This is a genomic window from Cupriavidus sp. C3SS-1 (assembly GCF_057073755.1).
In genome coordinates this window covers 2462112-2488147 of sequence record NZ_CP172699.1, presented here as the reverse complement: position 1 = coordinate 2488147, position 26036 = coordinate 2462112, and the positions used below count along the sequence as shown (strand labels likewise).

Annotated in this window: 23 protein-coding genes and 1 tRNA gene; 7 read left to right on the top strand and 17 right to left on the bottom strand. The window is 65.2% G+C overall.

The genetic code is table 11. From position 1 onward, the window contains the following. The first annotated feature begins 26 nt into the window (after positions 1–26). Positions 27–854 (top strand): DUF4377 domain-containing protein, encoded by an 828-nt coding sequence (locus ACIGJC_RS11580; RefSeq protein ID WP_483708946.1) that lies wholly within the window; start codon positions 27–29, stop codon positions 852–854. Positions 855–915: 61 nt separating this feature from the next. Here ACIGJC_RS11580 and ACIGJC_RS11575 read toward each other — a convergent pair whose 3' ends face one another. From ACIGJC_RS11575 to ACIGJC_RS11550, 6 genes are all read right to left on the bottom strand, one after another. Beyond that, a complete protein-coding gene (locus ACIGJC_RS11575; RefSeq protein ID WP_483708945.1) occupies positions 916–2409 on the bottom strand; it encodes a TolC family outer membrane protein in 1494 nt (497 codons plus the stop codon). Positions 2410–2502: 93 nt separating this feature from the next. Continuing rightward, positions 2503–2826, bottom strand: coding sequence for a rhodanese-like domain-containing protein (locus ACIGJC_RS11570; protein WP_483708944.1), 324 nt, complete (start codon positions 2824–2826; stop codon positions 2503–2505). A 13-nt stretch (positions 2827–2839) separates the two neighbouring features. Beyond that, a complete protein-coding gene (locus tag ACIGJC_RS11565; RefSeq protein WP_483708943.1) occupies positions 2840–3493 on the bottom strand; it encodes a protein-L-isoaspartate O-methyltransferase family protein in 654 nt (217 codons plus the stop codon). 117 nt (positions 3494–3610) lie between these two features. Further along, positions 3611–6826 (bottom strand): efflux RND transporter permease subunit, encoded by a 3216-nt coding sequence (locus tag ACIGJC_RS11560; protein WP_483708942.1) that lies wholly within the window; start codon positions 6824–6826, stop codon positions 3611–3613. Between the two features lie 12 nt (positions 6827–6838). Beyond that, positions 6839–7957, bottom strand: a complete 1119-nt coding sequence (locus ACIGJC_RS11555) for an efflux RND transporter periplasmic adaptor subunit (protein ID WP_483708941.1) — start codon at positions 7955–7957, stop codon at positions 6839–6841. Next, entirely contained in the window at positions 7954–8775 is an 822-nt protein-coding gene (locus tag ACIGJC_RS11550; RefSeq protein WP_483708939.1) for a TetR/AcrR family transcriptional regulator, read from the bottom strand. The genes ACIGJC_RS11555 and ACIGJC_RS11550 overlap by 4 nt, the downstream gene beginning before the upstream one ends. 282 nt (positions 8776–9057) lie before the next feature. Here ACIGJC_RS11550 and ACIGJC_RS11545 point away from each other — a divergent pair, with 282 nt between their 5' ends. The 3 genes from ACIGJC_RS11545 to ACIGJC_RS11535 are packed head-to-tail and all read left to right on the top strand — an operon-like array spanning position 9058 to position 10903. Continuing rightward, complete coding sequence (locus ACIGJC_RS11545; RefSeq protein ID WP_483708937.1) at positions 9058–9345, top strand: YkgJ family cysteine cluster protein; 288 nt, start codon at positions 9058–9060, stop codon at positions 9343–9345. Positions 9346–9401: 56 nt separating this feature from the next. Beyond that, positions 9402–9962 (top strand): DUF1439 domain-containing protein, encoded by a 561-nt coding sequence (locus ACIGJC_RS11540; protein WP_483708936.1) that lies wholly within the window; start codon positions 9402–9404, stop codon positions 9960–9962. Between the two features lie 59 nt (positions 9963–10021). Further along, positions 10022–10903, top strand: a complete 882-nt coding sequence (locus tag ACIGJC_RS11535) for an undecaprenyl-diphosphate phosphatase (RefSeq protein ID WP_483708934.1) — start codon at positions 10022–10024, stop codon at positions 10901–10903. A 79-nt stretch (positions 10904–10982) separates the two neighbouring features. On the opposite strand, the gene trmB is transcribed toward ACIGJC_RS11535, so the two are convergent. From trmB to ACIGJC_RS11515, 4 genes are all read right to left on the bottom strand, one after another. Then, on the bottom strand, positions 10983–11762 hold the full coding sequence (gene trmB, locus ACIGJC_RS11530) for a tRNA (guanosine(46)-N7)-methyltransferase TrmB (protein WP_483708932.1): 780 nt from the start codon (positions 11760–11762) through the stop codon (positions 10983–10985). A gap of 198 nt (positions 11763–11960) precedes the next feature. Further along, entirely contained in the window at positions 11961–13295 is a 1335-nt protein-coding gene (locus tag ACIGJC_RS11525) for an O-antigen ligase family protein (RefSeq protein ID WP_483708930.1), read from the bottom strand. A gap of 60 nt (positions 13296–13355) precedes the next feature. After that, a complete protein-coding gene (locus tag ACIGJC_RS11520) occupies positions 13356–14345 on the bottom strand; it encodes a glycosyltransferase family 8 protein (protein WP_483708928.1) in 990 nt (329 codons plus the stop codon). A gap of 176 nt (positions 14346–14521) precedes the next feature. After that, a tRNA-Gly gene (locus tag ACIGJC_RS11515) sits at positions 14522–14596 on the bottom strand. A gap of 178 nt (positions 14597–14774) precedes the next feature. Here ACIGJC_RS11515 and ACIGJC_RS11510 point away from each other — a divergent pair. Beyond that, on the top strand, positions 14775–15155 hold the full coding sequence (locus tag ACIGJC_RS11510) for a DUF5594 family protein (protein WP_483708927.1): 381 nt from the start codon (positions 14775–14777) through the stop codon (positions 15153–15155). 8 nt (positions 15156–15163) lie between these two features. Here the strand turns inward: ACIGJC_RS11510 and ACIGJC_RS11505 are convergent, their stop codons facing one another. Both ACIGJC_RS11505 and ACIGJC_RS11500 read right to left on the bottom strand, forming a co-directional pair. Continuing rightward, positions 15164–16060, bottom strand: coding sequence for an aldose epimerase family protein (locus ACIGJC_RS11505; protein ID WP_483708926.1), 897 nt, complete (start codon positions 16058–16060; stop codon positions 15164–15166). Positions 16061–16132: 72 nt separating this feature from the next. Further along, positions 16133–17347, bottom strand: coding sequence for a polyhydroxyalkanoate depolymerase (locus ACIGJC_RS11500; RefSeq protein ID WP_483708924.1), 1215 nt, complete (start codon positions 17345–17347; stop codon positions 16133–16135). Positions 17348–17577: 230 nt separating this feature from the next. On the opposite strand from ACIGJC_RS11500, the gene ACIGJC_RS11495 reads away from it, so the two are divergent. After that, positions 17578–18231: a glutathione S-transferase family protein gene (locus ACIGJC_RS11495; protein WP_483708923.1), complete on the top strand. Its 654-nt coding sequence runs from the start codon at positions 17578–17580 to the stop codon at positions 18229–18231. 20 nt (positions 18232–18251) lie between these two features. Here ACIGJC_RS11495 and ACIGJC_RS11490 read toward each other — a convergent pair whose 3' ends face one another. Next, the gene (locus ACIGJC_RS11490) at positions 18252–20264 is read right to left on the bottom strand and encodes an acetoacetate--CoA ligase (RefSeq protein ID WP_483708921.1); all 2013 of its coding nucleotides are present in this window, start codon (positions 20262–20264) and stop codon (positions 18252–18254) included. 109 nt (positions 20265–20373) lie between these two features. Continuing rightward, complete coding sequence (ubiD, locus tag ACIGJC_RS11485; RefSeq protein ID WP_483708920.1) at positions 20374–21903, bottom strand: 4-hydroxy-3-polyprenylbenzoate decarboxylase; 1530 nt, start codon at positions 21901–21903, stop codon at positions 20374–20376. A gap of 638 nt (positions 21904–22541) precedes the next feature. Here ubiD and ACIGJC_RS11480 point away from each other — a divergent pair. Next, on the top strand, positions 22542–23600 hold the full coding sequence (locus tag ACIGJC_RS11480) for a transglycosylase SLT domain-containing protein (protein WP_483708918.1): 1059 nt from the start codon (positions 22542–22544) through the stop codon (positions 23598–23600). Between the two features lie 106 nt (positions 23601–23706). On the opposite strand, the gene ACIGJC_RS11475 is transcribed toward ACIGJC_RS11480, so the two are convergent. The 3 genes from ACIGJC_RS11475 to ribH form a co-directional block, all read right to left on the bottom strand. Next, the gene (locus tag ACIGJC_RS11475) at positions 23707–24888 is read right to left on the bottom strand and encodes a pyridoxal phosphate-dependent aminotransferase (RefSeq protein ID WP_483708916.1); all 1182 of its coding nucleotides are present in this window, start codon (positions 24886–24888) and stop codon (positions 23707–23709) included. A gap of 106 nt (positions 24889–24994) precedes the next feature. After that, entirely contained in the window at positions 24995–25498 is a 504-nt protein-coding gene (gene nusB, locus ACIGJC_RS11470) for a transcription antitermination factor NusB (RefSeq protein ID WP_483711527.1), read from the bottom strand. Further along, positions 25491–25997, bottom strand: coding sequence for a 6,7-dimethyl-8-ribityllumazine synthase (gene ribH, locus ACIGJC_RS11465; protein ID WP_483708915.1), 507 nt, complete (start codon positions 25995–25997; stop codon positions 25491–25493). The genes nusB and ribH overlap by 8 nt, the downstream gene beginning before the upstream one ends. Positions 25998–26036 lie beyond the last annotated feature (39 nt).

Below are 26036 nucleotides of genomic sequence, written 5' to 3'. Positions count from 1 at the left end.
TCGCCTTATCACAGGAGCCAAAATCCATGCAGACATTGACCCGTGATACCTGCCGCCGGATGGCCCGGCGCGGAGCCGCCGCTGCCATGCTGGCAGGCGCCCTGGGCGCATGCGCGACGGGGCCGGCGCCCGACTCCACCGGCGCCACCGCCGCCCTCAACCAGACCCAGTCCTCCGGCCCGAGCCGCTGGGAACTGGTGCGCTGGCAGCAGCCCGACGGCACGCAGCGCGATATCCCGCATGGCGACAACGGCCAGCCCATCATCTTCGAGTTCAGCGCCGGCATCGACGCCGCGCAGGGCACGGTCAGCGGCACGAGCGGCTGCAACCGCTTCACCGGCAGCTACGGCAAGACCGATACCGGCATTCGTTTCGATCGCATCGCCGGTACGCGCATGGCCTGCCCGCCGCCGCGCATGGAGCTGGAATCGGCGTTGCTCAAGGCCATGCAGACGCCGTTCCTGACGGTTGGCACGCAGCCGACGGCAGGCGCCTCGGGCCGCCAGATCATCTGGAAAACCTCCGGCGAGGACCTGCTGCAGTTTGTCGAGCGCGAGGGCGTCGGCCAGCGCGGCGCGCGCATCGATGCAGCAGGCAGCGTCGAGAAGACGGTCTATATCGATTCCCAGCGCGTGGAATGCAGCGGCGTGGGCCGCATGACCTGCTACCGCTGGCGCGAGTCGCCGGATGCGCCGTGGCAACTCTGGTACGGGCCGATCGAAGGATTGGATTTCGAGCAGGGCGTGTCGTACAAGCTGCGCGTGCGCGAGTACAAGGTGGCGAACCCGCCGGCGGATGCCCCTTCGATCCGCTGGCAGTTGCTCAGCGTGGAGTCGCGCACGCGCGCGAATTAGGGCCGCGGTCCAAGCAAAACGGGCCGCATTGCGGCCCGTTGCGTTGTCTGCCCCGTGTCCGTCAGGAGCGCGGCGTGCCGCTTGCCAGCGCATCGCGCCGGCCGCTGCGGCGACCCGCCGCTGCCGGTGCGGGCGTTGCCACTGCGCCCACCTGGGCCTTTTGCGGCAACTGGTACATGGCGCCCGGCGCCGAGGTCAGCAGCGTGTTGATCTGGACGACATCGTCTTCCTTCAGCGCGCCTGTGGATGCCTTCAGGCGCAGGCCGTTCATGATCGTGTCATAGCGGGCCTTGGCCAGGTTGGCGCGCGTCTGGAACAGCTGCGCCTCGGCATTCAGCACATCGATGTTGATGCGCACGCCCACCTCGTAACCGAGCTGGTTCGATTCCACGGCGCTCTGGGCCGAACGCTCGGCCGCTTCCAGCGCCTTGACCTGCGCCAGGCCGTTGGACACCCCCGAATAGCTCTGGCGCGCGCCTTGCGCGGCGGTGCGGCGTGCGAACTCCAGGTCGCTGGCGGCCTTGTCGGCCAGTGCCAGCGTTTCCCGCACGCGCGACTGGATCTGGCCGCCCGCGAAGATCGGCATGCTCAGCTGGACGCCGATCTGCGACGCGTTGTAGTGCGTGGAGATCGCTTGCGTGGCGCTGCCGGTCTGGTTGGTGAAGCCGTAAGAAGCCACCAGGTCCACGGACGGCAGGTGCGCGGCGCGCGCCTTGTTGGTTTCGCGCTGCGCGGTTTCCAGGTTGTAGTTGGCCAGTCCCACCTGCAGGTTGCTGGCCTCGGCCTGGGCGGCCCAGGCGTTGGAGTCGGCCGGCACCGGAGCGGGCAGCTCGGCCTCCGGGCGCAGCCCGAGCAACTCGTCCACGGGCTTGCCGGTGATCTGCTGCAGGTTGGCGCGTGCAACTTCGAGCGCGCTTTGCGCCGCGATCTCGGTCGATGTGGCCAGGTCGTAGCGGGCCTGGGCATCGTTGGCGTCGGTGATGGTGGCGGTGCCCACTTCGAAATTGCGCTTGGCCTGCGCGAGCTGCTCGCCGATGGCCTTCTTCTGCGCGCCGGCCAGGTAAAGATTGTCCTGGGCGGTCAGCACGTCGAAATAGGCCTGCGAAGATCGGGTGATCAGGTCGAGCTGCGCCTGCTGGAACGTGACTTCGCCCGCCATCGCGGCCAGCTCGCCTTGCTTGTAGGTTTCCCAGCGGTCCCAGCGGAACAGCGGCTGGCTCAGCTGCAAGGCCCAGCTGTTGTTGTCGAAGAAGCGTACGCCCGAGGCGCTTGGCAGGCCCGGTGCCAGGGACGCGGTCTGGTCCAGCCGGGTACGGTTGGCGCCGGCCGTGCCGGTGACCAGCGGCAGCAGGCCGGCCCGGCCCTGCGGCAGCTTCTCGCGCGTGGCCAGCAACTGCGCCCGCGCACTGGCGAACTGGGCGTCATTGGACTGGGCGTCGCGGTAGACCTGCAGCAGGTCGGCGGCCGAGGCCGCCGGCATTTGCAGCAGCGCATACAAGGACAGCGCTACAGCCAGCCGCATCCTGCCGGTCGCGGCGAAAGGCGCAAACGTCATCACATCTCCAGGTTGCCGGCACAGGCGCGGCCAACGGTCGTTTTTTCTTCGGGTTTGACTTCGCGGGCCGGCCGGCAGGCCTGGGCCGGCCTCTCAGTACTTCGGCATGGCCGGGTCCACTTCGCTCGCCCAGGCATCGACGCCGCCTGTGAGGTTGTAGACCCTGGCATAGCCCTGCCGTTCGAGATACGCGGCGACCTGCATGCTGCGCATGCCGTGGTGGCAGATGCAGACGATGTCCGCGTCCTCGTCAAGTTCGGCGGCGCGCGCCGGAATGTCGCGCATGGGGATGTGGGTGATGCCGGGCATGGCGCAGGTCTGCACCTCCCACGGCTCGCGCACATCGAGCAGGACCGGCTTGGCGCGGCTGGCATCAGCCAGCCACTGGGCCAGTTCGGTAGCTTGGATAACCTGCATGGCGCCTGCTTCCTCAGAAACGGAACTGCGACGGCTGGGCCGCGCCGATCAGCGGCTTGACCGCGGTCTCGAACAGGTTGACCACCTGGTACTCGGTTTCCGACAGGCGCGTGACCAGGCGGGCTTCCATGACCGGCAGCGCGCCGACGAACGCGGCGATACGGCCGCCGATCTTGACCTGCGACAGGATCGACGCAGGAATGGCCGGCAGCGACCCGGAAATGCAGATCACGTCGTACGGCGCCGCGGCGGTCCAGCCATCGGCGGCATTGCCTTCGGCCACGTCGGCATTGGTAACGCCGGCATCGGCCAGGTTCTGGCGGGCCAGCGCCGCGAGTTCCGGCAGGATATCCACGGTCAGCACGTGGCGGGCGCGATTGGCCAGCAGCGCGGCCATGTAGCCGGAGCCGGCGCCGATTTCCAGGACGTTCTCATGCTTGCGCACGGCCAGTTCCTGCAGGATGCGGGCTTCCACGCGCGGGGGCAGCATGTTCTGGCCGCCCGGCAGCGGAATCTCCATGTCGACAAAGGCCAGGCCCTTGTAGGCCGCGGGAACGAATTCTTCGCGCTTGACCACCGCCAGCAGGTCAAGGATTTCCTGGTCCAGCACATCCCACGGGCGGATTTGCTGTTCGATCATGTTGAAGCGGGCTTTTTCGAGATCCATCTTGCCATTCCTTACCAATGCCAACCGCTATATGGGTGCTTGTGTCCGGGCCGCGCGGTGCCACGGCCGGGCAAACTTGTCAAACCCCGCATTTTAACCCTCCGTGCGCCGTCCGGCTCATTCAGCGCTCCGATGTTGTGCCCCGGCCCCAGCGCCGGCTGTGTCCGGTGAGCTGGCCTCCACGGCTGGCTGGCCCTGCCAGCGCCGCCGCAGCCACACCGCGAAATCATCGAGATACGTATAGATCACCGGCACCACCACCAGCGTCAGGATCGACGACGTGATGATGCCGCCGATCACGGTCTGGCCCATCGGCGCGCGCTGCTCGGCGCCTTCGCCCAGGCTGAAGGCGAGCGGCACCATGCCGAAGATCATGGCCAGCGTGGTCATCAGGATCGGGCGCAGCCGCACGCGCGCCGCTTCGATCAGCGCGGCCTCGCGCGAGAGCGGCGCCCGGCCATCGGCGCCGTCCACGTGGCCGTGCCGCGCCTGGTTGGCAAAGTCCACCAGCAGGATCGCGTTCTTGGTGACCAGCCCCATCAGCATGATGAAGCCGATGATCGAGAACATGTTCAGCGTCGAACGGAACAGCAGCAGCGCCGCGAACACGCCGATCAGCGTGAGCGGCAGCGACGTCATGATGGCGATCGGCTGGAAGAAGCTGGCGAACTGCGACGCCAGGATCATGTAGATGAAGATCACGGCCAGCGCGAGCGCGGAGACCGCGTAGCCGAACGATTCGTTCATCGACTTGGTCGAGCCGCCAAAGCGGTACTTGTAGCCGGCCGGCCAGGTCATGCCGTCGAGCGCGGCCTTGACGTCGCGCGCGACTTCGCCCGCCGAGCGTCCGGCGGTGTTGGCCGTCAGTTCGACTTCGCGGTTCAGGTCGCGGCGGCTGATCTGGTTGGCGCCCGTGGTCGGCACCAGGTCGGCCACCTGCCGCAGCGCCACCATCTTCGGCGTGCCGTCGGGGTTGGTCTGGTTGCTGGCGATCATCAGCGCATTGAGGTCGGCCATCCCGGTGCGCGCGTCGCGCGGCAGCCGCACGCGCACGTCGTAGTTCTGGTCATCCGGCGCGCGCCACGAGCTGATGGCATCGCCCGCCAGCAGCGGCCGCAACGCATTGCCGATCTGCGCGACGCCCACGCCCAGGTCCGACGCCAGTTCGCGGCGGATACGCACCTCGATGGTGGGCCGGTCATCCTTCATGCTCGAATCCAGGTCCGCCAGGCCGCGGATGGTCAGCATGCGGCGGCTGGCCTCCAGCGACAGCCGTCGCAGCTCGTTAAGGTCTTCGCCCTGGATCGACACCTGGATCGCCTTCTGCCCCCCGGCGCCATCGGGCATGCCCACCATGGTCAGCGTGATGCCGGCGATAGCGGTCAGGCGCTCGCGGATCTTCGGGTTGAGTTGCACGGTGGACAGCTTGCGCGCGCGGCGTTCCACCAGCCGCACGGACACCAACGCGTTGTTGCGCCCGGACGTGTTGCCTGAATTGATCGTCGCGTAGGTATAGGCGACTTCGGGGAAGGACTTGAGCGCGGCTTCCACCTGGCGCACCTTGGCCTCGGTGACCTCCATCGACGTGCCGACCGGCGTGGTGAAGCCAACCTGCGTTTCGCCAAGGTCGGCGGCGGGGACGAACTCGGTGCCGATCAGCGGCACCAGCGCAAAGCTCCCGAAGAAGGTGACGATGGCGATCAGCGTGGTGGCCAGCCGGTGCTTCAATGCCCAGCCCAGCATCGCGGCATAGCCGTGGCCAAGCGCATCCATGCGCGCCGAGAACCAGTCCAGCAAACGGCCCACGGTGCGTCCGTACCAGCTCTTCTTGTTGCCGGTGCCGTGCAGGTCGGGATCGTGCCAGACCGAGGACAGCATCGGGTCCAGCGTGAAGGAGACGAACATCGAGATCAGCACCGCCGCCACCACCGTAATGCCGAACTGGTGGAAGAAGCGCCCGATGATGCCGCCCATGAAGCCCACTGGCAGGAACACGGCGACGATCGAGAACGTGGTGGCCAGCACCGCGAGCCCGATCTCGGCGGTCCCGTCGAGCGCCGAGGTGCGGTGATCCTTGCCCATCAGGTTGTGGCGCACGATGTTTTCGCGCACCACGATGGCGTCGTCGATCAGCAGGCCCACGCACAGCGACAGCGCCATCAGCGTGATCACGTTGAGCGTGAAGCCGCACAGGTACATTACGCCGAAGGTGCCGATCAGCGCGATCGGAAGCGTCAGGCCCGTGATGACCGTGCTGCGCCACGAGCCCAGGAACAGGAACACGATCGCCACGGTCAGCAGCGCGCCTTCGAGCAGCGTGGAGCGTACTTCCTTCACGCTGCTGCGGATGCCGCGCGCCGTGTCGTTGACCACAGTCAGTTGCACGCCGGCAGGCACCAGCTTGCGCACTTCGTCGGCCATGCGCACCAGGCCGTCCACGGTATCGACGGTGTTCTGGCCCTGCGCCTTGACCACGGAAAGGAAGAGGGCGCGCTTGCCGTCGAGCAGCGCCAGGCTTTCCTGTTCTTCCTGGCCGTCGCGCACGTCGGCAATCTCGCCCAGTGTGACCGGCTGGCCCGCGCGGCGCGCGACGATGATCCTGCGGAAAGCGTCGGGCGTGGCCACTCGGCCCTTGATCTGCACCACGGTCTCGGTCGAGGACGAGCGCAGTTCGCCGGCGGGCAGCTCCTGGTTCTCGCTGCGGATCGCGTTCATGACCTGGTCGACGCCGATGCCCAGCGCTTCAAGCTGCGTCGGCCGAATGCGGATTTCCACCTCGCGTTTGGTGCCGCCGACGATATTGATGGTCCCCACGCCGCGCACGGTCTCCAGCCGCTTGCGCACGATCTGGTCGGCGATGGTGGTCAGCTCGCGCTGGCTGCGCTCGGCACCCGGCGCGTTCGAGACGGAGAGGTAGAAGATGGGTGCATCGGTGGGGTCATAGCGCAGCACGCGCGGGTCTTCGACTTCGTCGCGAAGCTGCTTGCGGATCAGCGCCAGCTTGTCGCGCACATCCTGCGCGGCCTGGCCGACATCGACGCTCAGGTCGAACTTGACGACGACGACCGAGGTGCCCTGGTACGAGTGCGAGAAAATCTCATCAATGCCGGAGATCGTGTTGACGATTTCCTCGACCTTGCGCGTGACGTCGGACTCGACCGACTCCGGTGCGGCGCCCGGGTATTCGGTCTGCACCACCACCACGGGAAAGGTGATATCGGGGAACTGGTCCACCGGCAGGCGCTGGTAAGAGAACAGGCCGACCACGATGAAGGCCAGCATCATCATGGTGGCCAGCACCGGGTTCTGGATCGACAGGCGGGTAAACCACATGGCGCGCGGTCCTCAGGCTTTCACGCGGCGCACCTGGCTGCCGCTGCGCAGCGTGCCCAGGTTGTTGCGCACGATCTCGGTGCCTGCGGCCAGCCCCGAGGTGATCTCGACCATGGCGCTGCCTTCGTCGCGCACGCCGGTCTGCACGGCACGCTCGGCCAGCAAGCCATTCTCGACCACGTAGACAAAGGCACGGTCGCCGTCGCTGCGCACGGCAGACGCCGGCACCGACACCACGCCGCTGCGCTCGCCGAGCACCAGCGCACCGCGCGCAAACATGCCGGCGCGCAGCTTGCCGTCGCCATTCTGCACGCGCACGTAGACCATGATGCTGCGCGTGCCCTGGCTCACGGCCGGGTTGATGCGCACCAGCGCGCCGGTGAATCGCCCGGCGCCTTCCACATTCAGCTGCACCGACTGGCCCACCGACGCGCGCGCCACGTCGGCCATCGGGATCGGCGCTTCCAGTTCCAGCACACGCAGGTCGACCACGTCGATCAGCCGCGTGTCGGGCGACACCTTTTCGCCGGGCTGCACGGCGCGCGCGGCGACCATGCCGTCGAGCGGGGCCTTGACCACGGTGTCGTTCAGCGCCTTCTGCGCGACGGCCAGGCCGCCTTGGGCGGCGTCCAGGTTGGCGCGCGCCACGTCAAGGTTGGACTGGTAGTTGTCGAACGCGGTCTTCGAGATAAAGCCCTTGCCGACCAGTTCGCGGTTGCGCTCCCACGTCTGGCGCGAGTTCTCGAACTGTCCGCGCGCCGCCAGCATTTGGCCCCGGGCTTGGGCGACCTTGGCCTCGTACTCGGTCGGATCGATGCGTACGATGACCTGGCCCGCGCGCACGGCCTCGCCTTCGCGCACGAGTACCTGCAATACCTCGCCCGACACCTTGGCCTTGACCGAGGCCTGGTTCAGCGCGCGCAGGCTGCCGGACAGCGGCAGCGCAAGCTGCAGGTCGCGTGTGCCCGCCTGCACCAGGTCGGACTGAAGGAATTCCACCACGGAAGGCGCCGCGGCCTGCGCCGACGCCTGAGCCTGGCGCGCGCTGCCGGCCTTGCGCACCGCGGCGGTGGCGCTGAGTACGGCGATCGCGCCCAGCACGGCAATCAGGATCTTCTTGTTTCGCTTCATGTCTTGTCTTGTTGTGCGGCGGCCGCGGCTGCTATCGCCTCCGGCTCGTCGGTGCGTTGCGCCAGCCGCTGTGCTTGCATCTCGTCGCGGATCTTTTCCCAGACGTAGGGCCCGGACTTCGGCGGCAACGGGCGGTCGCGCGTTTCGCCGGTCGTCAGGCCGAACAGCAGCATTTCGAGCAGGTTGTCGATGTACGCGTCCGGATCGATTTCCTTGTGCCCGTAAAGGCCGAACGAGCGCTGCCAGAGCATCAGGAAGACCAGCGGCGCACAGACCAGCGTGGTGGCCGGATTGGGGGGCAGGGCACGGAACTCGCCGCGCTCCGCGCCACGCGCCAGCACGCGCGCGAACAATTCATCGCCGGGCACCATCACCTCTTCCTGGTAGAAGCGCGCGATGTCGGGGAAGTTGCCGGACTCCGCCATGACCAGCTTGGTCAGCCCCGCCACCGGCGTGGCGCCGATCAGCCCCCACCAGCCGCGCAGCAGCTCGCGCAGCAACTCCGGCGTCGGGCCCTCGAAGCGGTCGACCAGCTCCGTGCCGCGTGCCAGCGCGGGCACCAGGTTTTCGCGGACCACGGTCTTGAACAACTCTTCCTTGTTGGCGAAGTAGAGGTACACCGTCCCCTTCGAGACCCCGGCGGCCGCAGCCACGTCTTCCAGGCGCGTGGCGGCATAGCCGCGCTCCACGAACAAGCCAAGCGCGGCCGCGACCAGTTCCTGCGGGCGGGCGGCCTTGCGCCGGCTCCAGCGTGGAGTTTCGGCGTCTTTGCGGTGGGCGGAGTGATCGACCACGGAGGTTTTGCCGGGTATTGCCATGTCTGGTGAGAAGCGGAGGGGGCGGGATATTAATAACTTTTCGGTCAGTAATGTAGGGCTGGCATGGGGGGCGGTCAACCCGGGTTCGCCCTGCCTATGGAGCATGGCGCGGCAATCCTGCAACAAGTGATGCTTGATGCCGTCGATGGGGGGCTGTGCCGGACCGGCGAGCGCCGGCGCGTAATCGGGCACAATGGCGCCTTTGCCGCGCCTTTGCCGCGCCTTTGCCGCGCCTTTGCCGCGCCTTTGCCGCGCCTGGACGCGGCTTGCTGAACCATTCCCATGAGTTGCCAGTCTCACATTTCCTGCCGTGACGGTTGCGGCGCCTGCTGCATCGCGCCGTCGATCGCGTCACCGCTTCCCGGCATGCCCAACGGCAAGCCGGCCGGAGTTCGCTGCGCGCAGTTGCTGCCGGATGCGAGGTGCGCGGTCTTCGGCCGGCTCGAGCGGCCGGCCTTTTGCGGCGGGCTGCAACCCTCCGCCGAAATGTGCGGCGATTCCCGCGAATCCGCGCTGCGCTGGCTGACGGAACTCGAGATCCTGACCGCGCCTGCCCGCGGCGGCGCGTGAACACAGCCTGCGCGGGCTGCCCGCCGGTCGGCGCAAACCACTCCATCGGAGGCAATATGATCGGGATTTCACGGCGGCGCTGGACAGGCGCCATCGCCGCTGCCGTGGCGACTGTCTGGCTGGGCGCCTGCGGTTCGTTCGGCAACGAATACACCTTCTCGCAGAGCCAGTTGCAATCGGCGCTGGACCACAAGTTTCCGTTCAGCAAGCGCTACCTGGAGCTATTCGATATTCAGTTGTCGAACCCGCGCCTGACGCTCGATCCGGTACGCAATCGTGTCAACCTGCAGTTCGATGCCACCGTTGACAACAAGTTGTTCTTCCGCCAGGCGCTGGCGGGCCGGTTCGCGCTGGATAGCGGGCTGCGTTACGACGCGCCGAGCCATTCAATCGTGCTGCAGGATCCGGAAGTCCAGCAGTTCGACGTGCAGGGACTGCCTGGCCAGTTTTCGCGCCAGGTGAACGCGCTCGGTGGAATCGTGGCTGAGCAGTTCCTGCAGGGCTACGCGCTGTACACCTTCCGGCCGGACCAGTTGCGCCTTGTGGGACGAGAAGTCGAGCCCGGTACAATCACGGTCTTGTCGGACGGCATCAACGTCAAGATCAATCGCCCCTGAGCCTAGAGAGGCATTGCCCGGCCAAGCTCGGGCATGTCCCCGCCTAAACGACCTCATCCATGGATATCGTACTTGCCCTGAAAGCCGTGATACTCGGCATCGTCGAAGGACTGACCGAGTTTCTGCCTATTTCGAGCACTGGCCACCTGATCCTGGCTGGCCAGCTGCTCGACTTCAATGATGAAAAGGGCAAGATCTTCGAGATCGTCATCCAGTTCGGCGCCATCCTGGCGGTCTGCTGGGAGTTTCGCCGGCGCATCGGTAACGTATTGGCCGGTCTGACGACGGACCCGAAGGCACAGCGTTTCGCCATCAACGTCATCGTCGCGACGGTGCCGGCTATCGTGCTGGCGCTGGTGTTCGGCAAATGGATCAAGGCCCATCTGTTCAACCCGATCACGGTGGCGTTGGCCTTCATCGTCGGCGGCGTGGTGATCCTGCTGGCCGAATGGCGCGAGGGCCGCCGTGCCGTGGTGAGCAGTCCGCGCGGCAATGCATTGCTGCAAGCCGCCAAGGCCGGTGCGCCGCGCATCGAATCGGTCGATGACCTGAACTGGCGTGATGCCCTGAAGGTCGGTCTTGCCCAGTGTTTTGCGCTGGTGCCGGGCACGTCGCGCTCGGGCGCGACCATCATCGGCGGCATGCTGTTTGGCCTGTCGCGTCAGGTGGCGACCGAGTTCTCGTTCTTCCTTGCCATCCCCGTCATCTTCGGGGCGACGGTGTACGAGCTGTACAAGGCCCGCGCGTTGCTGTCTGCTGACGACCTCGGCATCTTCGGTATCGGTTTCGTCTTCGCCTTCCTGTCCGCATTCCTGTGCGTGCGCTGGCTTCTGCGCTTCGTTGCCACGCACGACTTCAAGCCGTTTGCCTGGTACCGGATTGCGTTCGGCATCATCGTGCTGGCGACGGCGTACACTGGGCTCATTTCCTGGCACGCCTGATACGGTGGAGGCAGGAAACAAAAAGGCGTGGCAATTTGGCCACGCCTTTTTGTTTGTGCCGATCGAGTCGTCGAGTCGTTCAGCCGCGCTTGCGGAACACGACATCCCAGACGCCATGCCCGAGCCGCACGCCGCGGCGCTCGAACTTGGTGATGGGCCGGTATTCCGGCCGCTCCGAAAAGCCATCGGCCGCCGAGGAGGTGTTCTCCAGGGTCGGCTCGCCAGCCAGCACTTCCACCATCTGGTGTGCGTACTCTTCCCAGTCGGTTGCGCAGTGGATGTAGCCTCCCGGCTTCAGACGCCCGGCCAGCAGTTTCACCAGCGGCGGCTGCACCAGCCGGCGCTTGTTGTGGCGCTTCTTGTGCCACGGGTCGGGGAAGTAGATATGCACGCCATCGAGGCAATTCTCGGTGAGCATGTGCGCGATGACTTCCACGGCATCGTGCTGGATGATCCGGATGTTCTCGATTGCGCGTTCGCCGGCGAGCTTGAGCAGGGCACCCACGCCCGGTTCATGCACTTCGCAGCCCAGGAAGTTGTCCTGCGCGCGCAACTGGGCAATATGCGCGGTGGTTTCGCCCATGCCGAAGCCGATTTCCAGAATGGCCGGGGCCTGGCGGCCGAATGTGGCTTCCCAGTCCAGCGGTTCAGGGGCGTACGGCACGAGCAGGCGCGGGCCGACTTCATCAATGGCGCGCTGTTGGCCGGTGGAGGTGCGGCCGGCGCGCCGGACGAAGGAGCGGATGCGGCGGGGGTGGGCTACGCCTTCGGGGTCGGTGGGGGATGACGCTTCAACGTTCTCACCACTCGGAACATCTTTAGTCGGGAAAGCTTCGGTACTGGGGTCTTGGGCAGGCATGGCAACGTGAAAGCCGGGAGGGCCGCTCCGGGTCTTGCGGCCGGCGGTTCAGGCAATTTACGGCAAGGGATGCACCGCGATGGCCATCAGGCGGCAGGCCAGTCGCGGCGGGCAATTTGTTCGAATCTGATGCAGTCCGCTTTGCGGTGCGGTGCGGTGCTGCTACGGAGAGGCGGAATTTTACCTGATCGGTGGCCTCTACCCAGCAGCGCCTTGCGGCGCCGGTAGGGTGGCCTTCTTCTTGTCGATGAAGCTCAGGAATGTGGCAATGCTTACGGCATAGAAGGGAAAGACTTCCCACCAAAGAAACACCACATCGGTCAGGCCGAGCACAAAAATGCCGCCACATAAGGAGGCGCCCATGCAAGCCGCAGCGCGGACTTCCCTGTCACGATGCCGGAGATCTCGTACGAAATAGTAGGCAGGCACCAGGTATAAGGCCAGCAACGCGGCAATGCCAAACAAGCCCAGTCTGGCGGCATTGAACAGGAATTCGTTGTGCGAATGGGCAAAAACGGTGGCGGCCGGCGTAATGATCTTTCGATTTGCCAGATCTGCGAGGGCTTCGCGATACTTGTCGACGCCTACACCGAAAACGGGATGCTCCCGGAAGATGACGACGGATCCCTGCCATAGCTGAAAGCGGAAGCCAATGGAGGTCTCGACATTGGTGCCGGTCACGTACTGCTCGATATCATTTCGCGCATCGACAACGCGATCCTTGACCAGTTTGGCCTGGCTCATGGCGACCACCAGTACAAGCGCAACCACGATTGTCATGGCCAGCTTGCGGCCCTTCGGCAGAACTCCACTGGAGAACAGCGCGATTCCACCAAACAGCGGTATGGTTATCCATGCCCCGCGTGATTGGGAAATGTAGCAGCCATAAAGTATTGCCGTTGCTGCCAAAACTTTAATGACGATTTCAGTCTTGCTTTGCTGCGAGTTCCAGCCAAGCGAAAACAAGCCGTACGTTCCCAGCACCATCGCCATTTCAATAAAAATGGTAATGGGTATAAAGTCTGTCAGATACCTTTCCTGCCCCCCATGGCTAAGTACCTGGATTTTTATGGTGGACAGGACCGCGCCCGCGACAAACGCCCATTGCAAATGGCGCAAATAGCGCAGTGGCACGTGGGAGACAGTCCAGAGCACCAGCGCAAACAGGGCCAGTCGCGACGGCGCATCGATGCTACGGATCGAGAATTGTTGCCTCGATATTTCATTCGCCATGACTGCCATCATCGGTGCCGCCATGGCGATTGCAAGTGGCCAGTAACGCTTTATCTGCGCCAGGAATAGTCGGCTCTGCGATTTCCAGCGGTAAATCAATACAGCGAGACCCAGCACAATAAGCAGGCCATACAGCACGCCGGCGGCCCGATCAACGATCAGTGAGAGGATGTAGAAAGCAGCAAGGACAACTGCAGCAAGCCGCGTCATGACACGGATTACCGCGTCTTGCCGGTCCATTGAAGCGACGCTGGACATTGAAGCGATTGAAGTGAGGCTTTGATCAAGTCGTTGAGTCATTCTCTTCTTGGTCTGCACTGACTTGCGTAAAACTGAAGTTCCCCGTTGAAGATCGAAATCTTATGAGGACTTCAGTCTCTGCATCAGCCGCGATTTCAGGTAGCGGCAGTGCCAGTAGACCCCTTGGGCAATTCGGTGTTGTGTGATCAGGAATTTTGAAAACAGTTTCAGTTCTCGTGCCGTTCGCGGCCCGTCCAACGGTGACTCCGCCCATGGCGAACGCGACTGGATCTCCGTGAACAGTTCCCGGATGTCATGCAGGCACCAGCTGTGCCACGGCTTTACCGGTCCGGTAAAGTGCATGAAAACGTAAGGGTGGGAGACCTCCAGCCGGGTTTCGCCGCGCGTCAGGTAGTCCACGAGGTGATATCGATAGTTCCACTTCGTATCAACGTATCTAACCCGGCCATCTAGCGCGATGTTGAGGGCATCCTGGTCCGCAAATCGCATGTCCAGTGTTGACAGGGCTTTCAACGCGACCTGCTGGACGTCGGCAGCCATCCAGTTCCGCACATCGATGTACATGACACCTGCATTGAAGTAATGGCCGTGTTTCAGCCCCAATGCTGGAATCTGCGTGGTGACAGTAGTGTCCTTCTCATCGGCGACCGCCGCGGCGATGCAGTCCCCCAGATCGATGGCAAGCAGGTCGGACAGATCGCCGAAGCAAAGCAGGTCGGCATCCAGATACAACACCTGTTCCGCGATACCGCTCAGCGTCGATGGAATCAGCAAGCGGATAAAGGTGCCCAGCGAATGCTTGCTGAAACAGGGAAACTGGCGGAATTCGTCGAGGGCGGCCGTATCGAGCAGATGGAGTTGAACCGCCACGCCATACTGTTTCGCCAGTTTTTCAAGCTTCTCCTGATTGTCTGTTGTGATGGAGAAGGCAAAAACATGGAAAACGAAATCCAGCCCCGGATTGTTTTCGACAACGGATGTGATGGCTACGCCCATGCCGCGGTAGTAGCCCGCATCGACACCGAATGCCACATGGACCGGTTTCTTGCTGGCGTGCGGCACAGATACATCTCGCTGTTCAGATGGCACTTATCGTCCTCGGATAACGGGCTGACCGTGTGGGCATGGATAACCCCGGCGAAAAACCAAGGGTTGCGAATGCGGCAACGATCACTCCCGGTGATGGAGCTGGCCGCAAAGCGGACTATCTTTCTGCTGCCGATCGGCCGACCTGGGGCCGGCGGCACACGCCAAGAGCTTGGCAGTGGAGCGGGCGATGGGAATCGAACCCACGTCTTTAGCTTGGGAAGCTAAGGTAATAGCCATTATACGACGCCCGCCTTGGCATGCCTCTGGCATGACTCGGGGCCGGATTCTAGCATGGTTTGCCATCGCTCCGCCGGAAATGCCAGACGTTTCAGCGGGACCGTTGCCGCGTGGGGTGGCCGCACCTTATGCTTGCCTGCGGCGGTGACTGCTGTCCAGATCCCGCCGCCGCTCAACATACAAGGGCTGACCGTGACCACTGACTTCCTCGCGCGTTTCGAAGCAGACTGCATCCCGCGCATCGTCGATGCGATCGTACGCCTGTACCCGCATCGATTGCAGGTCGAAGTCCTGCCGGGCACATTGGCCGGATGGCCTGCCCGTGTGCGTATTCGCGGCCACGGCGCACTGGAGTTGCAGCGTTTCCCCCATTCACTGGATGTCACCCTGGCGTGGGATGGCCTGGAGGTCGAGGCGCTGTTTGCGGACGGCGGGCCACAGCGCTTTGCGGGGTACCTGGCGGCCTTGCCGGCCAAGCTCAAGGCCTGGCAGGACCCCCGCCAGCTCGACTGGAGTTCGCTGTCGCAGGCCGACCCGTCGGTCCTGATCGGCGGCCTGGACTTCGAGGACTGAGGGGCGATCTAGCCCACGCGTAGTTGGCAAATGGCGGTGTCCTCCTGGCCAGGCTCCAGCCAGCGCAGGCCCTGGCCGTTGTGGATGGCGTCAGGCAGGCCGAGCCACGGCTCGACACAATAGAAGTCCGACTCGTCACTTTCCGACCATGTGGTCACCGCATGCCATGCGATGCTGCCTGGCACGTCGAGATCAATTTCCAGCCTTCTGTCCGGCATGGCCAGCGTGACAGGCCCACTGACTTGCAGCACATGGAAAGTGTCTTGCAGCCGGTCATCGTCCAGCGCATAGGCGGGCTCACCCGTCACCGCCGCCGTCAGTCGACCGTCCGGCTCCTGTCGTCGCCGCGCGGTGGGCGGCAGTCGCAGGCGACTCTGGGGCCGCTGCGCGGCGGGCAGTCGAAAATAGAAATGGTGGCCCGCATAGTAGGGCAGTCGCGTGTCGCCCCTGTTTTCCGTGCGCAGCGCCACTTGCAGTCCACGGTCGATCAGGCGGTAGCGCGCCTCGAAGCGGAACGCATGGGGATAGCCGGTCCAGGTACGGTCCGATGCTTCCAGAACCAAGGCGATGCTGCCGTCCCCACTGTTGGCGACGGTAAAGGGCAGGTCGCGCGCAAAGCCATGCTGCGGCAACGCGTGAACAGTGCCATCCGCGTCGCGCCAATGGCCGGCCTGCCCGTCGACAAAGTGTCGTCCAATAAACGGAAACAACAGCGGATTTCCGCCGCGGATCTTCGCTGCGCGGCTCCAGTCGGCCTGGTCTGGCCAGTACAAGATGTCCTCCCCGCACAACACCCAGCGCACCAGCCGTCCGCCATGCCGCGGCGCGAGCAACAGGTAGTTTTCATCTTGCCCGATGCGGACCAGGTCCTGGTCCTGAAAGCGTTCGATGGGTAGCGAGGCCATGCTCTTGTCCGATGTTGGACTGCGCATTGTATGCGCCGAGGCTGCCCGCCGTGCTGCGCGCCCCTATCCGCTTCAATCCCGCATATAGATCGTGTCGCGGACCAGCGGATAGACCTGGGTCTCCCACCGCCTGCCATTGAATACGCCATAGTGCCCCACGCCGGTTTGCACATGGTGCATGCGCAGGGTCGGGCGCAGGCTGCTACATAGGTCCTGGGCGGCCATGGTCTGGCCGATGGCGCAGATGTCGTCGCGCTCGCCTTCCACGGTCAGCAGTGCCGTGCGGCGGATGGCGCGCGTGGATACGAGGCGTCCGCCCACTTCCAGCAGTCCCTGCGCCAACAGGAAACGCTGGAATACCAGACTGACAGTCTCAAGGTAGAACTCCGCCGTGAGGTCCATGGTGGCGAAGTACTCAACGTAGAAGTCCTGGATAGCGTCAGCCTTTTCATGTTCGCCGCGCGAGCGCAGCGCGTGCATCTCGCGCAGCGCCTGATCGTGCCGTTCCAGGTTCATGCTCATGAAGGCCAGCAGTTGGACAAAGCCCGGGTAGACGCGGCGCAGTGCGCCGGCAAAGCGCAGCGGGACGAAGCCGATCAGCCTGCTCTCGAACCACTCGATCGGGCGGGCCATGGCCAGTTCGTTGACCTTGGTCGGATTGACGCGCGCGTCGATCGGACCCGCCATGAGCGTGAGGCTGGGCGGCTGGTCCGGGTCGTCGTCCTCGGCCATCAGCGCGGCAGCGGCCAGCGCGGCGACGGTTGGCTGGCAGACGGCGACCAGGTGCGTGTGTCCGCCAAGTGTGTGCATGAAGGCAATCAGGTGCCCGACGAACTCGTCGAAGCCAAAGCGGCCGGCAAGCAGCGGGATATCGCGCGGATTGTGCCAGTCGGTAATGTAGACGTCATGGTCGGCCAGCATAGTCTGCGCGGTGCCGCGCAGCAGGGTGGCAAAGTGGCCGGACATCGGCGCAACCAGCAGCACGCGGGGCTGCCCACCGATGCCGTGGCGGCGGAAATGCAGCAGCGAACAAAATGGCGTACGCGCGACGACTTCCTCGGAAACCTGCACGGGCACGCCATTGACGACTACGCTGTCAATACCGAAGTCGGGACGGTGGTGGGTCAGCCGTGCCAGCGCCAGGATCTCGCAGGCTGCCCATAGCGAACGCATGGAATCGGTACCGGCGGCACTCGGGTTGGTGGCAAGGATGGATGCGGTGAGACCGGCCAGCGTACAGCCTGGGTGCATCATGTCCGCGTAGGTCTGGTACGCCTGGTACAGCATGGCTCGCCTCCCGTGAATCCGTGGCCCCGCTATGCGCAATATATATGCCATCCGCATCAATGGTGGCACAAGCTTTGCACGCCGCTTGGCCAGGTTGACCCGAATGGAATGCTGGTGGCGTGGCAGGCGCATAGGCTTCACGCTGGTGCTGGTCCGCTGCACTGCATGGGTGCGTAGAGCCGGATGGCCGGTATCGTGCTGATCGCCGCGACGGGCGACAAGGAGGCGAGATGGGCAAGACCACACTCACCATCAGCAGCAAGACCTACTCTTCATGGTCGCTGCGCGGATGGCTGCTGGCGCGCTTTGCAGGCCTGGAGTTCGAGGAGGTGCTGGTGACGCCGGACGACCCGGCCGTGCGCGCGGAGATCCTGCTCCTCTCGCCATCGATCCTGGTGCCGTGCCTGCGCCATCAGGGCGTGACCGTTTGGGACACGCTGGCGATTGCCGAGTACCTTAACGAGATCTCTCCCAAGGCGGGGCTGCTGCCAGACGACCGCACCGCACGCGCACATTGCCGCGCGATCTGCGGCGAGATGCATTCAGGTTTTGCCGCCATGCGCGCGGCATTGCCAATGAACCTCAAGGGGCAGTTCCCCGGCCTGAAAGTCTGGTCGCGCGCGCAGGCCGATATCGACCGCATCACCGCAATCTGGACCGAATGCCTGGAGCGGTATGGCGGCCCTTACCTGTTCGGCACCCGCACGATGGCTGACGCCATGTATGCGCCGGTGGTGACGCGCTTCGTCACGTATGGGGTCATGCTGGACCCGGTGCCCGTTGAGTACTGCAAGCAGATCCTGGCCATGCCGGAACTCCAGGAATGGATTGCCGCAGCCCGCGAGGAGCCCGACGAAATCAGCGAACTCGATGTCGAGTTCTGAGTTCGGCGGGCTCGTGCGGGTCAGGCGGCGGCCTCCGCCTGCCGCGCCGCCAGGTATCGCGCGGCGTAGCCGAAGTACCAGTCCAGGCTGTCCGGGTTGGCCATGGCGTCGCGGTTCGCGATGCTGTCCGGCGCATGTCCAAGCAACAGCTTCTTGATCGGCACTTCCATCTTCTTGCCGGACAGCGTGCGCGGCACGGCTGGCGCCTGGAGAATCTCATTGGGGACGTGGCGGGACGACAGCGCGTCCCGGATGCGGCCGCGCAGCGTTTCGCGCAGCGCATCGTCCAGCACAACCCCGTCGCGCAGAACCACAAACAGTGGCATGTACGACTCCCGCCCCAGGTACTCCAGGTCGACCACCATGCTGTCCAGCACCTCGGGCAGTTCTTCCACCACGCGGTACAACTCGCTGGTGCCCATGCGGATGCCGTGCCGGTTGATGGTGGCGTCCGAGCGGCCGTAGATGATGGCGCCGCCGCGCGCCGTGATTTTGATCCAGTCGCCGTGCCGCCAGACACCGGGATAGGTGTCGAAGTAGCTGTCGCGGTAGCGCTTGCCATCGGCATCGCCCCACAGGAACAGCGGCATCGACGGCATGGGCTCGGTACAGACCAGCTCGCCGACCTGGTCGATCAGCGCCTTGCCGCTGTCGTCGAAGGCTTCCACCCTGGCGCCGAGGCAGCGGCACTGCATCTCGCCCGAAACCACCGGCAGCAACGGGCAGCCAGCGACGAAGGAACCGGCGAAATCGGTGCCGCCCGACATCGGTGCCAGCCAGATATCGCTGCGCACGTGGCAGTAGATCCAGTCATAGGCTTCCACCGGCAGCGGCGAGCCGGTCGAGCCCAGTCCGCGCAGCCGCGACACATCGGCGATGCGCGCCGGCTCGACACCGGCCTTCATGCAGTTGGTGAAGAAGGCGGCGCCGGCGCCGAAGACGGTGACGCGCGCGTCGTCCACGAAGCGCCACAGCACGCCCGCATCGGGCCACGCCGGATTACCGTCATAGAGCGCGATGGTGGTGCCCAGCAGCAGCCCGGCGACCTGCGCATTCCACATGATCCAGCCACTGCTGCTGTACCAGTGGAAGACGTCGTCGGGGCCGAGGTTGTTATGGAACGCCATCAGCTTGAGCTGCTCGATGACAATGCCGCCGTGGCCATGCACGATCGGCTTGGGCATGCCGGTGGTGCCCGACGAATAGACGATCCACAACGGATGGTCGAACGGCACGGACTCGATGGCCAGCGGGACGCCATGGGACAGCACGTCGTGCCAGGCATGGGCGCTTACACCGTCGCGCGCCCGGACCGGGTTGCCCGTGTGCGGGACGATGACCACGTCTGTGAGCGACGGGAGGGCGGCAACGAGGTCCGCCACGACCGGCGCGCGGTCATAGTGCTTGCCGCCATAGCCGTAGCCATCCACCGCGATCAGCACCTTCGGTTCGATCTGGCGGAAACGGTCGATTACGGCGACCTGGCCCATGTCCGGCGCGCAGCCCGACCATATCGCGCCTAGACTCGCCGTGGCAAGGAAGGCAATGATCGTCGCGGGAATATTCGGCAGGTAGCCCGCCACGCGGTCGCCACGGCCGACGCCCATCTCGCGCAGTGCATGTGCGAGCGACGCGACTTGTGCTTCAAGCACATCCCAGCTCACGTCTTCAAGCGGACGATTCTCGCCCGCGTGGCGGATGGCGGCACGCTGGCGGGCCGGTCCGCTGCCCGCGTGGCGGAACACCTGCTGCACGTAGTTCAGGCTGGCGCCTTCGAACCAGCGGGCGCCGGGCATGACGCGCCGGTCCAGCACGCGCTGCGCGGGCGTGTCGAAGCGCACGTCGAAGTACGCGCGCACCGCTTCCCAGAAGGTTTCGATCTCGGTGACCGACCACTGCCAGAGGCTGGCGTAGTCATCGAACGCGAGTCCTCGCCCACGCTGCAGCCAGCGCATGAACTGCGCGAGCTGGCTGCCGTCGCGGAATGCGGCGGGCGGCGTCCACATCAATTTCCCTTCTGCGAGGGTGGTCATGTCTCCTCCTGGCACCGTCTGTCGCGGGCATCGGATGGTGAGGTCGATCGGGGCGGGTGCATCCCGCGCCTCCCCGAGGTTCAGCCTGACAGGATACTCGCGCCCGGCGTCATGCGCCGGCAGGGCGGTCGAAGAGGGTGGCCATCATGCCGTCCACCCTGGCCTTGACGGCCGGGTCCATGCTGATCGTGCGGCCCCATTCGCGCGTGGTTTCCCCCGGCCACTTGTCGGTGGCGTCGATGCCCATCTTGGAGCCCAGCCCGGACACCGGCGACGCAAAGTCCAGGTAATCGATCGGCGTGTTCTCCACCATGACCGTGTCGCGCGCCGGATCGACCCGCGTGGTGATGGCCCAGATCACCTCCTTCCAGTCGCGCACGTCGATGTCGTCGTCGACGACCACGATGAACTTGGTGTACATGAACTGCCGCAGGAAGCTCCACACGCCGAACATCACGCGCTTGGCGTGGCCGGCGTACTGCTTCTTCATGCGCACCAGTGCCATGCGGTAGCTGCAGCCTTCGGGCGGGAGGTAGAAGTCGGTGATTTCCGGGAACTGCTTTTGCAGCAGGGGCACGAACACCTCGTTGAGCGCCACGCCGAGCACCGCCGGTTCGTCTGGCGGCTTGCCGGTGTAGGTCGAGTGGTAGATCGGATCGCGCCGCATCGTGATGCGATCGATGGTGAAGACCGGGAACCAGTCCTGCTCGTTGTAATAGCCGGTGTGGTCGCCATACGGTCCTTCGAGGGCGTGCTGATAACCCGACGGATGCGCCGGATCTGGCTGGATATGGCCTTCCAGCACGATCTCGGCCGAAGCCGGCACGCTCAGTTCGGACAGCGTCGGCGTCAGGCATCCGGCCAGCGCCGTGCGGCTGCCGCGCAGCAGGCCGGCAAACTGGTATTCGGATAGCGTGTCCGGTACCGGCGTGACCGCGCCGAGGATCGTGGCCGGATCGGCGCCGAGCGCCACGGCGATCGGGAACGGCTTGCCGGGATTGGCCAGCGCGTGCTCGCGGAAATCGAGCGCGCCGCCCCGGTGGGCCAGCCAGCGCATGATGACCTGGTTGCGGCTGATTACCTGCTGGCGGTAGATGCCCAGGTTCTGCCGCTTCTTGTGCGGCCCCTTGGTGACCACCAGCCCCCACGTGATCAGCGGCGCGGCATCGCCCGGCCAGCAGGTCTGGATCGGCAGGCGCGCCAGGTCCACGTCATTGCCCTCCCAGACGATCTCCTGGCACGCGGGGCTGCCGACGCGCTTGGGCGCCATGTCCCAGACGGATTTGGCCAGCGTGAAGAGCTTGCCAGCCTCGCGCAGTCCGCGCGGCGGCTCTGGCTCCTTCAGGGCCGACAGCACCCGGCCGATGTCGCGCAGGTCTTCCAGTGATTCCGCGCCCATGCCCAGTGCCACCCGTCGCGTCGTCCCGAACAGATTGGCGAGCACCGGAACGCTATAGATACCGTCCTGGCCGCCCGCGCCTGCCGGGCGCTCGAACAGGACGGCCGGCCCGCCGGCACGCAGCAGGCGGTCGCAGATCTCCGTCATCTCCAGGTCGGGAGACACCGGCGTGCCGACGCGCCGCAGTTCCCCTTGTTGCTCAAGCTGGTTGATGAAATCGCGCAAGTCTTTGTATTGCATAGTGAATTCTGGTCCTGATGCGGCGTCGCCGCGGCGCCGGTGGCGGCATGCGATGTGTGCCACGATACACACGCACGGGCATCACGGCAAAAAAAACGATTGTTTGCGTCAACGCAAATTGTAAGTTTTTTGCCTGCGCAAGCGTCGTCAGAATCGGGGCAGGCCTAGGCGTGGCCTACGAATCCCGGCATTCGGGTGGCGTATGCGCGGCCTCGCATGGCTTGTTACTAATAACTGAAAGTATGGTTATAAACAATCATTATGCTTGACTGGTTATAAAACGGTTCCTACAATCGCGTCTGCTCGATGGAATGTTGTGTTGCAACATGGAATCTGCCCTTGTGTCAAGGGGCGCACATAAAAATTTGTGAGCAAAAGATTCCTCCATCCAGACCGGTTGCGCGGGCCCGCGAGGCCTGACCGGTCGCCCTCTGGCGGCTCGCCGGAGCGTTTGAGTTGTCCGTGGCAGGGCGTGCTCCCCCAAGAGCGTGCCCTGTTTCTAGTTGGGCGCATGGGGAGCGCCCACCAACAGGTGCTGGTTGCCACTGCTAGGCAGCGCAGCATCCTTACTTGAGTACGTTGAGATCGGGTGCGTGCCGCTGTCTGGCGCGCGCAGCGGGCAACGGATGGAGGTAAGCATGAGCGGTTGGAAAACCCTTCATCTTCCCGGCATCGGGCGGGCATTGCAGGTCCGCCTCCGAACGCCGGTACCCGGAGTGAATCGGGCATTTCAGTTCCGATTTGCGCATCCGGTCGCGGGCCGCGCCTTGCGCGGGGGCCGCACAACTTTGAAGTACGCCCTGAACTGTCTGGGCGTGGTATCGGTCGTTTCGGCCGTCTCGCTGTCGCTGAGCCAGGAATGGCGCACCACGCTGGCGGCCATGCTGGCCGGCGACGAAGCGCCGGCCGTGCTGGTGGGTGCCGCGGCTCCCGCGCCTGTGCCGGTCATCGCCAGCACTGCCGTGCCTTCGAGTTCGGCGGACGTGGCGGCGGCCAAGCTCGGTCGCGGCCGCGTTGGCCTGCCGAGCGTCTCGGGCGTGGATGAATGGAGCGTGGCGTCCGCCGCCAAGGTGCCATCCGTGGCCCACCTGGCGGCCCAGATCCCGGTGACCCGCGTGGCGCTCGACGCCCGCAGCACCAGCGCGCTCGGCACCGCGCGCGAACAGGCGGCCGTGGCCGACTACATCGCGCGCAAGTACCGCGTGGCGGCGCAGGCCACCGCGCAACTGGTCAAGGCCGCCTACATGACCGGCCGCGAGGTCGGCATCGACCCGCTGCTGATCCTGGGCGTGATCGCGATCGAGTCCAGCTTCAACCCGTATGCCGAAAGCGGCGTCGGCGCGCAGGGCCTGATGCAGGTCATGACCAAGGTGCACCAGGACAAGTACGAAGCCGTCGGTGGCGTGGCCGCCGCACTGAATCCGTACGCCAATATCAAGATCGGCGCGCTGGTGCTGAAGGACTGCATCGCCCGTGCCGGTTCGATCGAAGGCGGCCTGAAGTACTACGTGGGCTCCACTACCAATACCGACGGCGGCTACGGTGCCAAGGTGCTGGCCGAGCGCGCGCGCCTGCGCCAGCTGCTGGGTGTGCGCGTGGCTGACACGCAGGCCGAGAAGGCTGGCGACGGCAAGGCGGAGCACCGCCCGAACGGCGATAAGCTTGAGGCGGCGAGCAATACGCAGCAGAGCGCCTGAGGCGTCGTTTGCCCTTCACATGAAAAAGCACCCCGCGGGGTGCTTTTTCTTTTGCCGGCGTCGTCGGAGCGGCGCCGCTGATCCGAGGGATCAGCGGGTCAGCGGATCAGCGGAACAGCTTCTGCAGCCTTGCCATGGCTTCCTCGATGTTCCGGCGCGAGGTTGCGTACGAGATCCGGATGTAGTCGCGCGCTGTATGGGGCCCGAAATCCTGGCCCGGCACCAGGACCACGCCGGCGTCATGGAGCATCGCCTGCGTCAGCTTGTCGGCATCGCCGGCGGCCGCATGGTTGACGCCACGGCAATCCGCATAGACATAGAACGCGCCGTCGGGCATGACCGGCACGTGCAGGCCGAGCGATTCCAGCGCCGGCACGATCAGGTCGCGGCGGCGGCGGAATTCGGCCTTGCGCTCGTCATAGATCGCCATGGCCTCGGGCGTGAAGCAGGCCAGCGCGGCATGCTGGGCCACGGCCGAAGCGCAGATGAACAGGTTCTGCGCCACCTTCTCGAAGTCGGCCACGAGCGCGTCCGGCACCACCAGCCAGCCCAGGCGCCAGCCGGTCATGTTGAAGTACTTCGAGAAGCTGTTGACCGTCACCACGTTGTCGTCGAGGCTCAGTGCCGATACCGGCGGCGCGTCATAGGACAGGCCCTGGTAGATCTCGTCGAGGATGGCAAAGCCCTGGCGCGCGCGCACCGCCTGCAGGATGCGCGACAGTTCGTCGGGCAGGATCGAGGTGCCGGTCGGGTTTGACGGCGACGCCAGCAGCACGCCGCGCGTGCGCTCGTTCCAATGCGCTTCGACTTGCGCGGCCGTCAGCTGGAAGCGCTCGGCCGGGCCGCTCGGGATCATGCGCGCGGCGCCATCGAACGCCGCGACGAAATGCCGGTTGCAGGGGTAGCTCGGGTCCGGCATCAGCACCTCGGCGCCGATTTCCACCAGCACCGCGCAGGCCAGCAACAGCGCGCCCGACGCCCCGGCCGTGACGATCACGCGCCGTGCGGGGATGTCCAGGCCGTACATCGTCTTGTAATAGCCGGCGATCGCCTCGCGCAGCGCATGGATGCCCAGCGCGCCGGTGTATTGCGTGACGCCGCGCCGCATGGCGGCTTCCGCGGCGCGCACGACCGGCTCGGCGGCGGTGAAGTCGGGCTCGCCGATCCCCATGTGGATGATATGGCGGCCGGCACGTTCGAGCTCATTGGCCTGCTTGGCCAGCTCCATGACGTGGAAGGCCTCGATATTGGCAAGGCGGGAGGCGGTGGCGAGGCGCTGCAGGTCCATGGCGGTTTCGGCGGAGCCCTTTTCGGGCAGGCAGTGGTTGGAAGCAAAAACACCCGCGTGAGCGGGTGTCGTTTCGAAGCAGGGCAGGGCCCGCGGGCCCGATGCTTCAGCGGCGCGCGGCGACCTCGGTCGAACGCACCTGGGCGGCGAGCTTGTCCAGTACGCCGTTCACGTACTTGTAGCCCTCGACACCGCCAAAGGTCTTGGTCAGTTCAACGGCTTCGTTGATGACGACCTTGTAGGGGATGTCGATGCAATGCACGAGTTCATAGCTGCCGACCAGCAGGGCAGCGCGCTCCACCGGCGACAGTTCATCGACCGTACGGTCCAGGAACGGCTCGAACGCGGCGGTCAGGCGGGCTTCTTCGCGCACGGCGCCGTTCAGCAGCGCGTCGAAGTGCTCGCGGTCTGCCTTGTTGAAGCCCTGCGCATCATGCAAGTGGGCCTGGATCGCGCCGATGTCGTTGCGGTTCAGCAGCCATTGGTAGAGGCCCTGCAGGGCCAACTCGCGCGAACGGCGGCGCGCGCTCTTGGGCGGTGCCTTGGCTTCGGTGCGGGCGGCGGGCTTGGCGCCAGCTGCCGGCTTGCCGGTTTCGGGCGTGTCACTCATCATCGTCCTCGTCTGCATCGCCGCCTTCGTTTTCGCGCAGCGAATCGAGGGCGACCACCAGGTTGGCCATTTCCACGGCGGTGCGGGCGCAGTCACGGCCCTTCTCGCGCGTGCGGGCATGGGCCTGCTCGTCCGTGTCGACGGTCAGGATGCCGTTGGCGACCGGCACGTTGAAGTCCAGGCCGACGCGAGTGATACCGGCGCCCGACTCGTTCGAGACCAGCTCGAAATGGTAGGTTTCGCCACGCACCACGGCGCCCAGCGCGACCAGTGCGTCGAACTGGCCGCTTTCGGCCATCTTCTGCAGAGCCAGCGGTACTTCCAGCGCGCCCGGCACGGTCACCACCAGGGTGTCTTCGCCTTCGACGCCGAGCTTTTCCAACTCGGCCACGCAGGCTTCGAGCAGTTCGGCGCAGACCGGCTCGTTGAAGCGGGCCTGCACGATGCCGATACGCAGGCCTTCACCGTCGAGGTTGCTGGGGTAGAAGCCGTGATCCATTGTTCAGTTCTCCAGAGTTCGGGGTTGGCGGCCACGGCC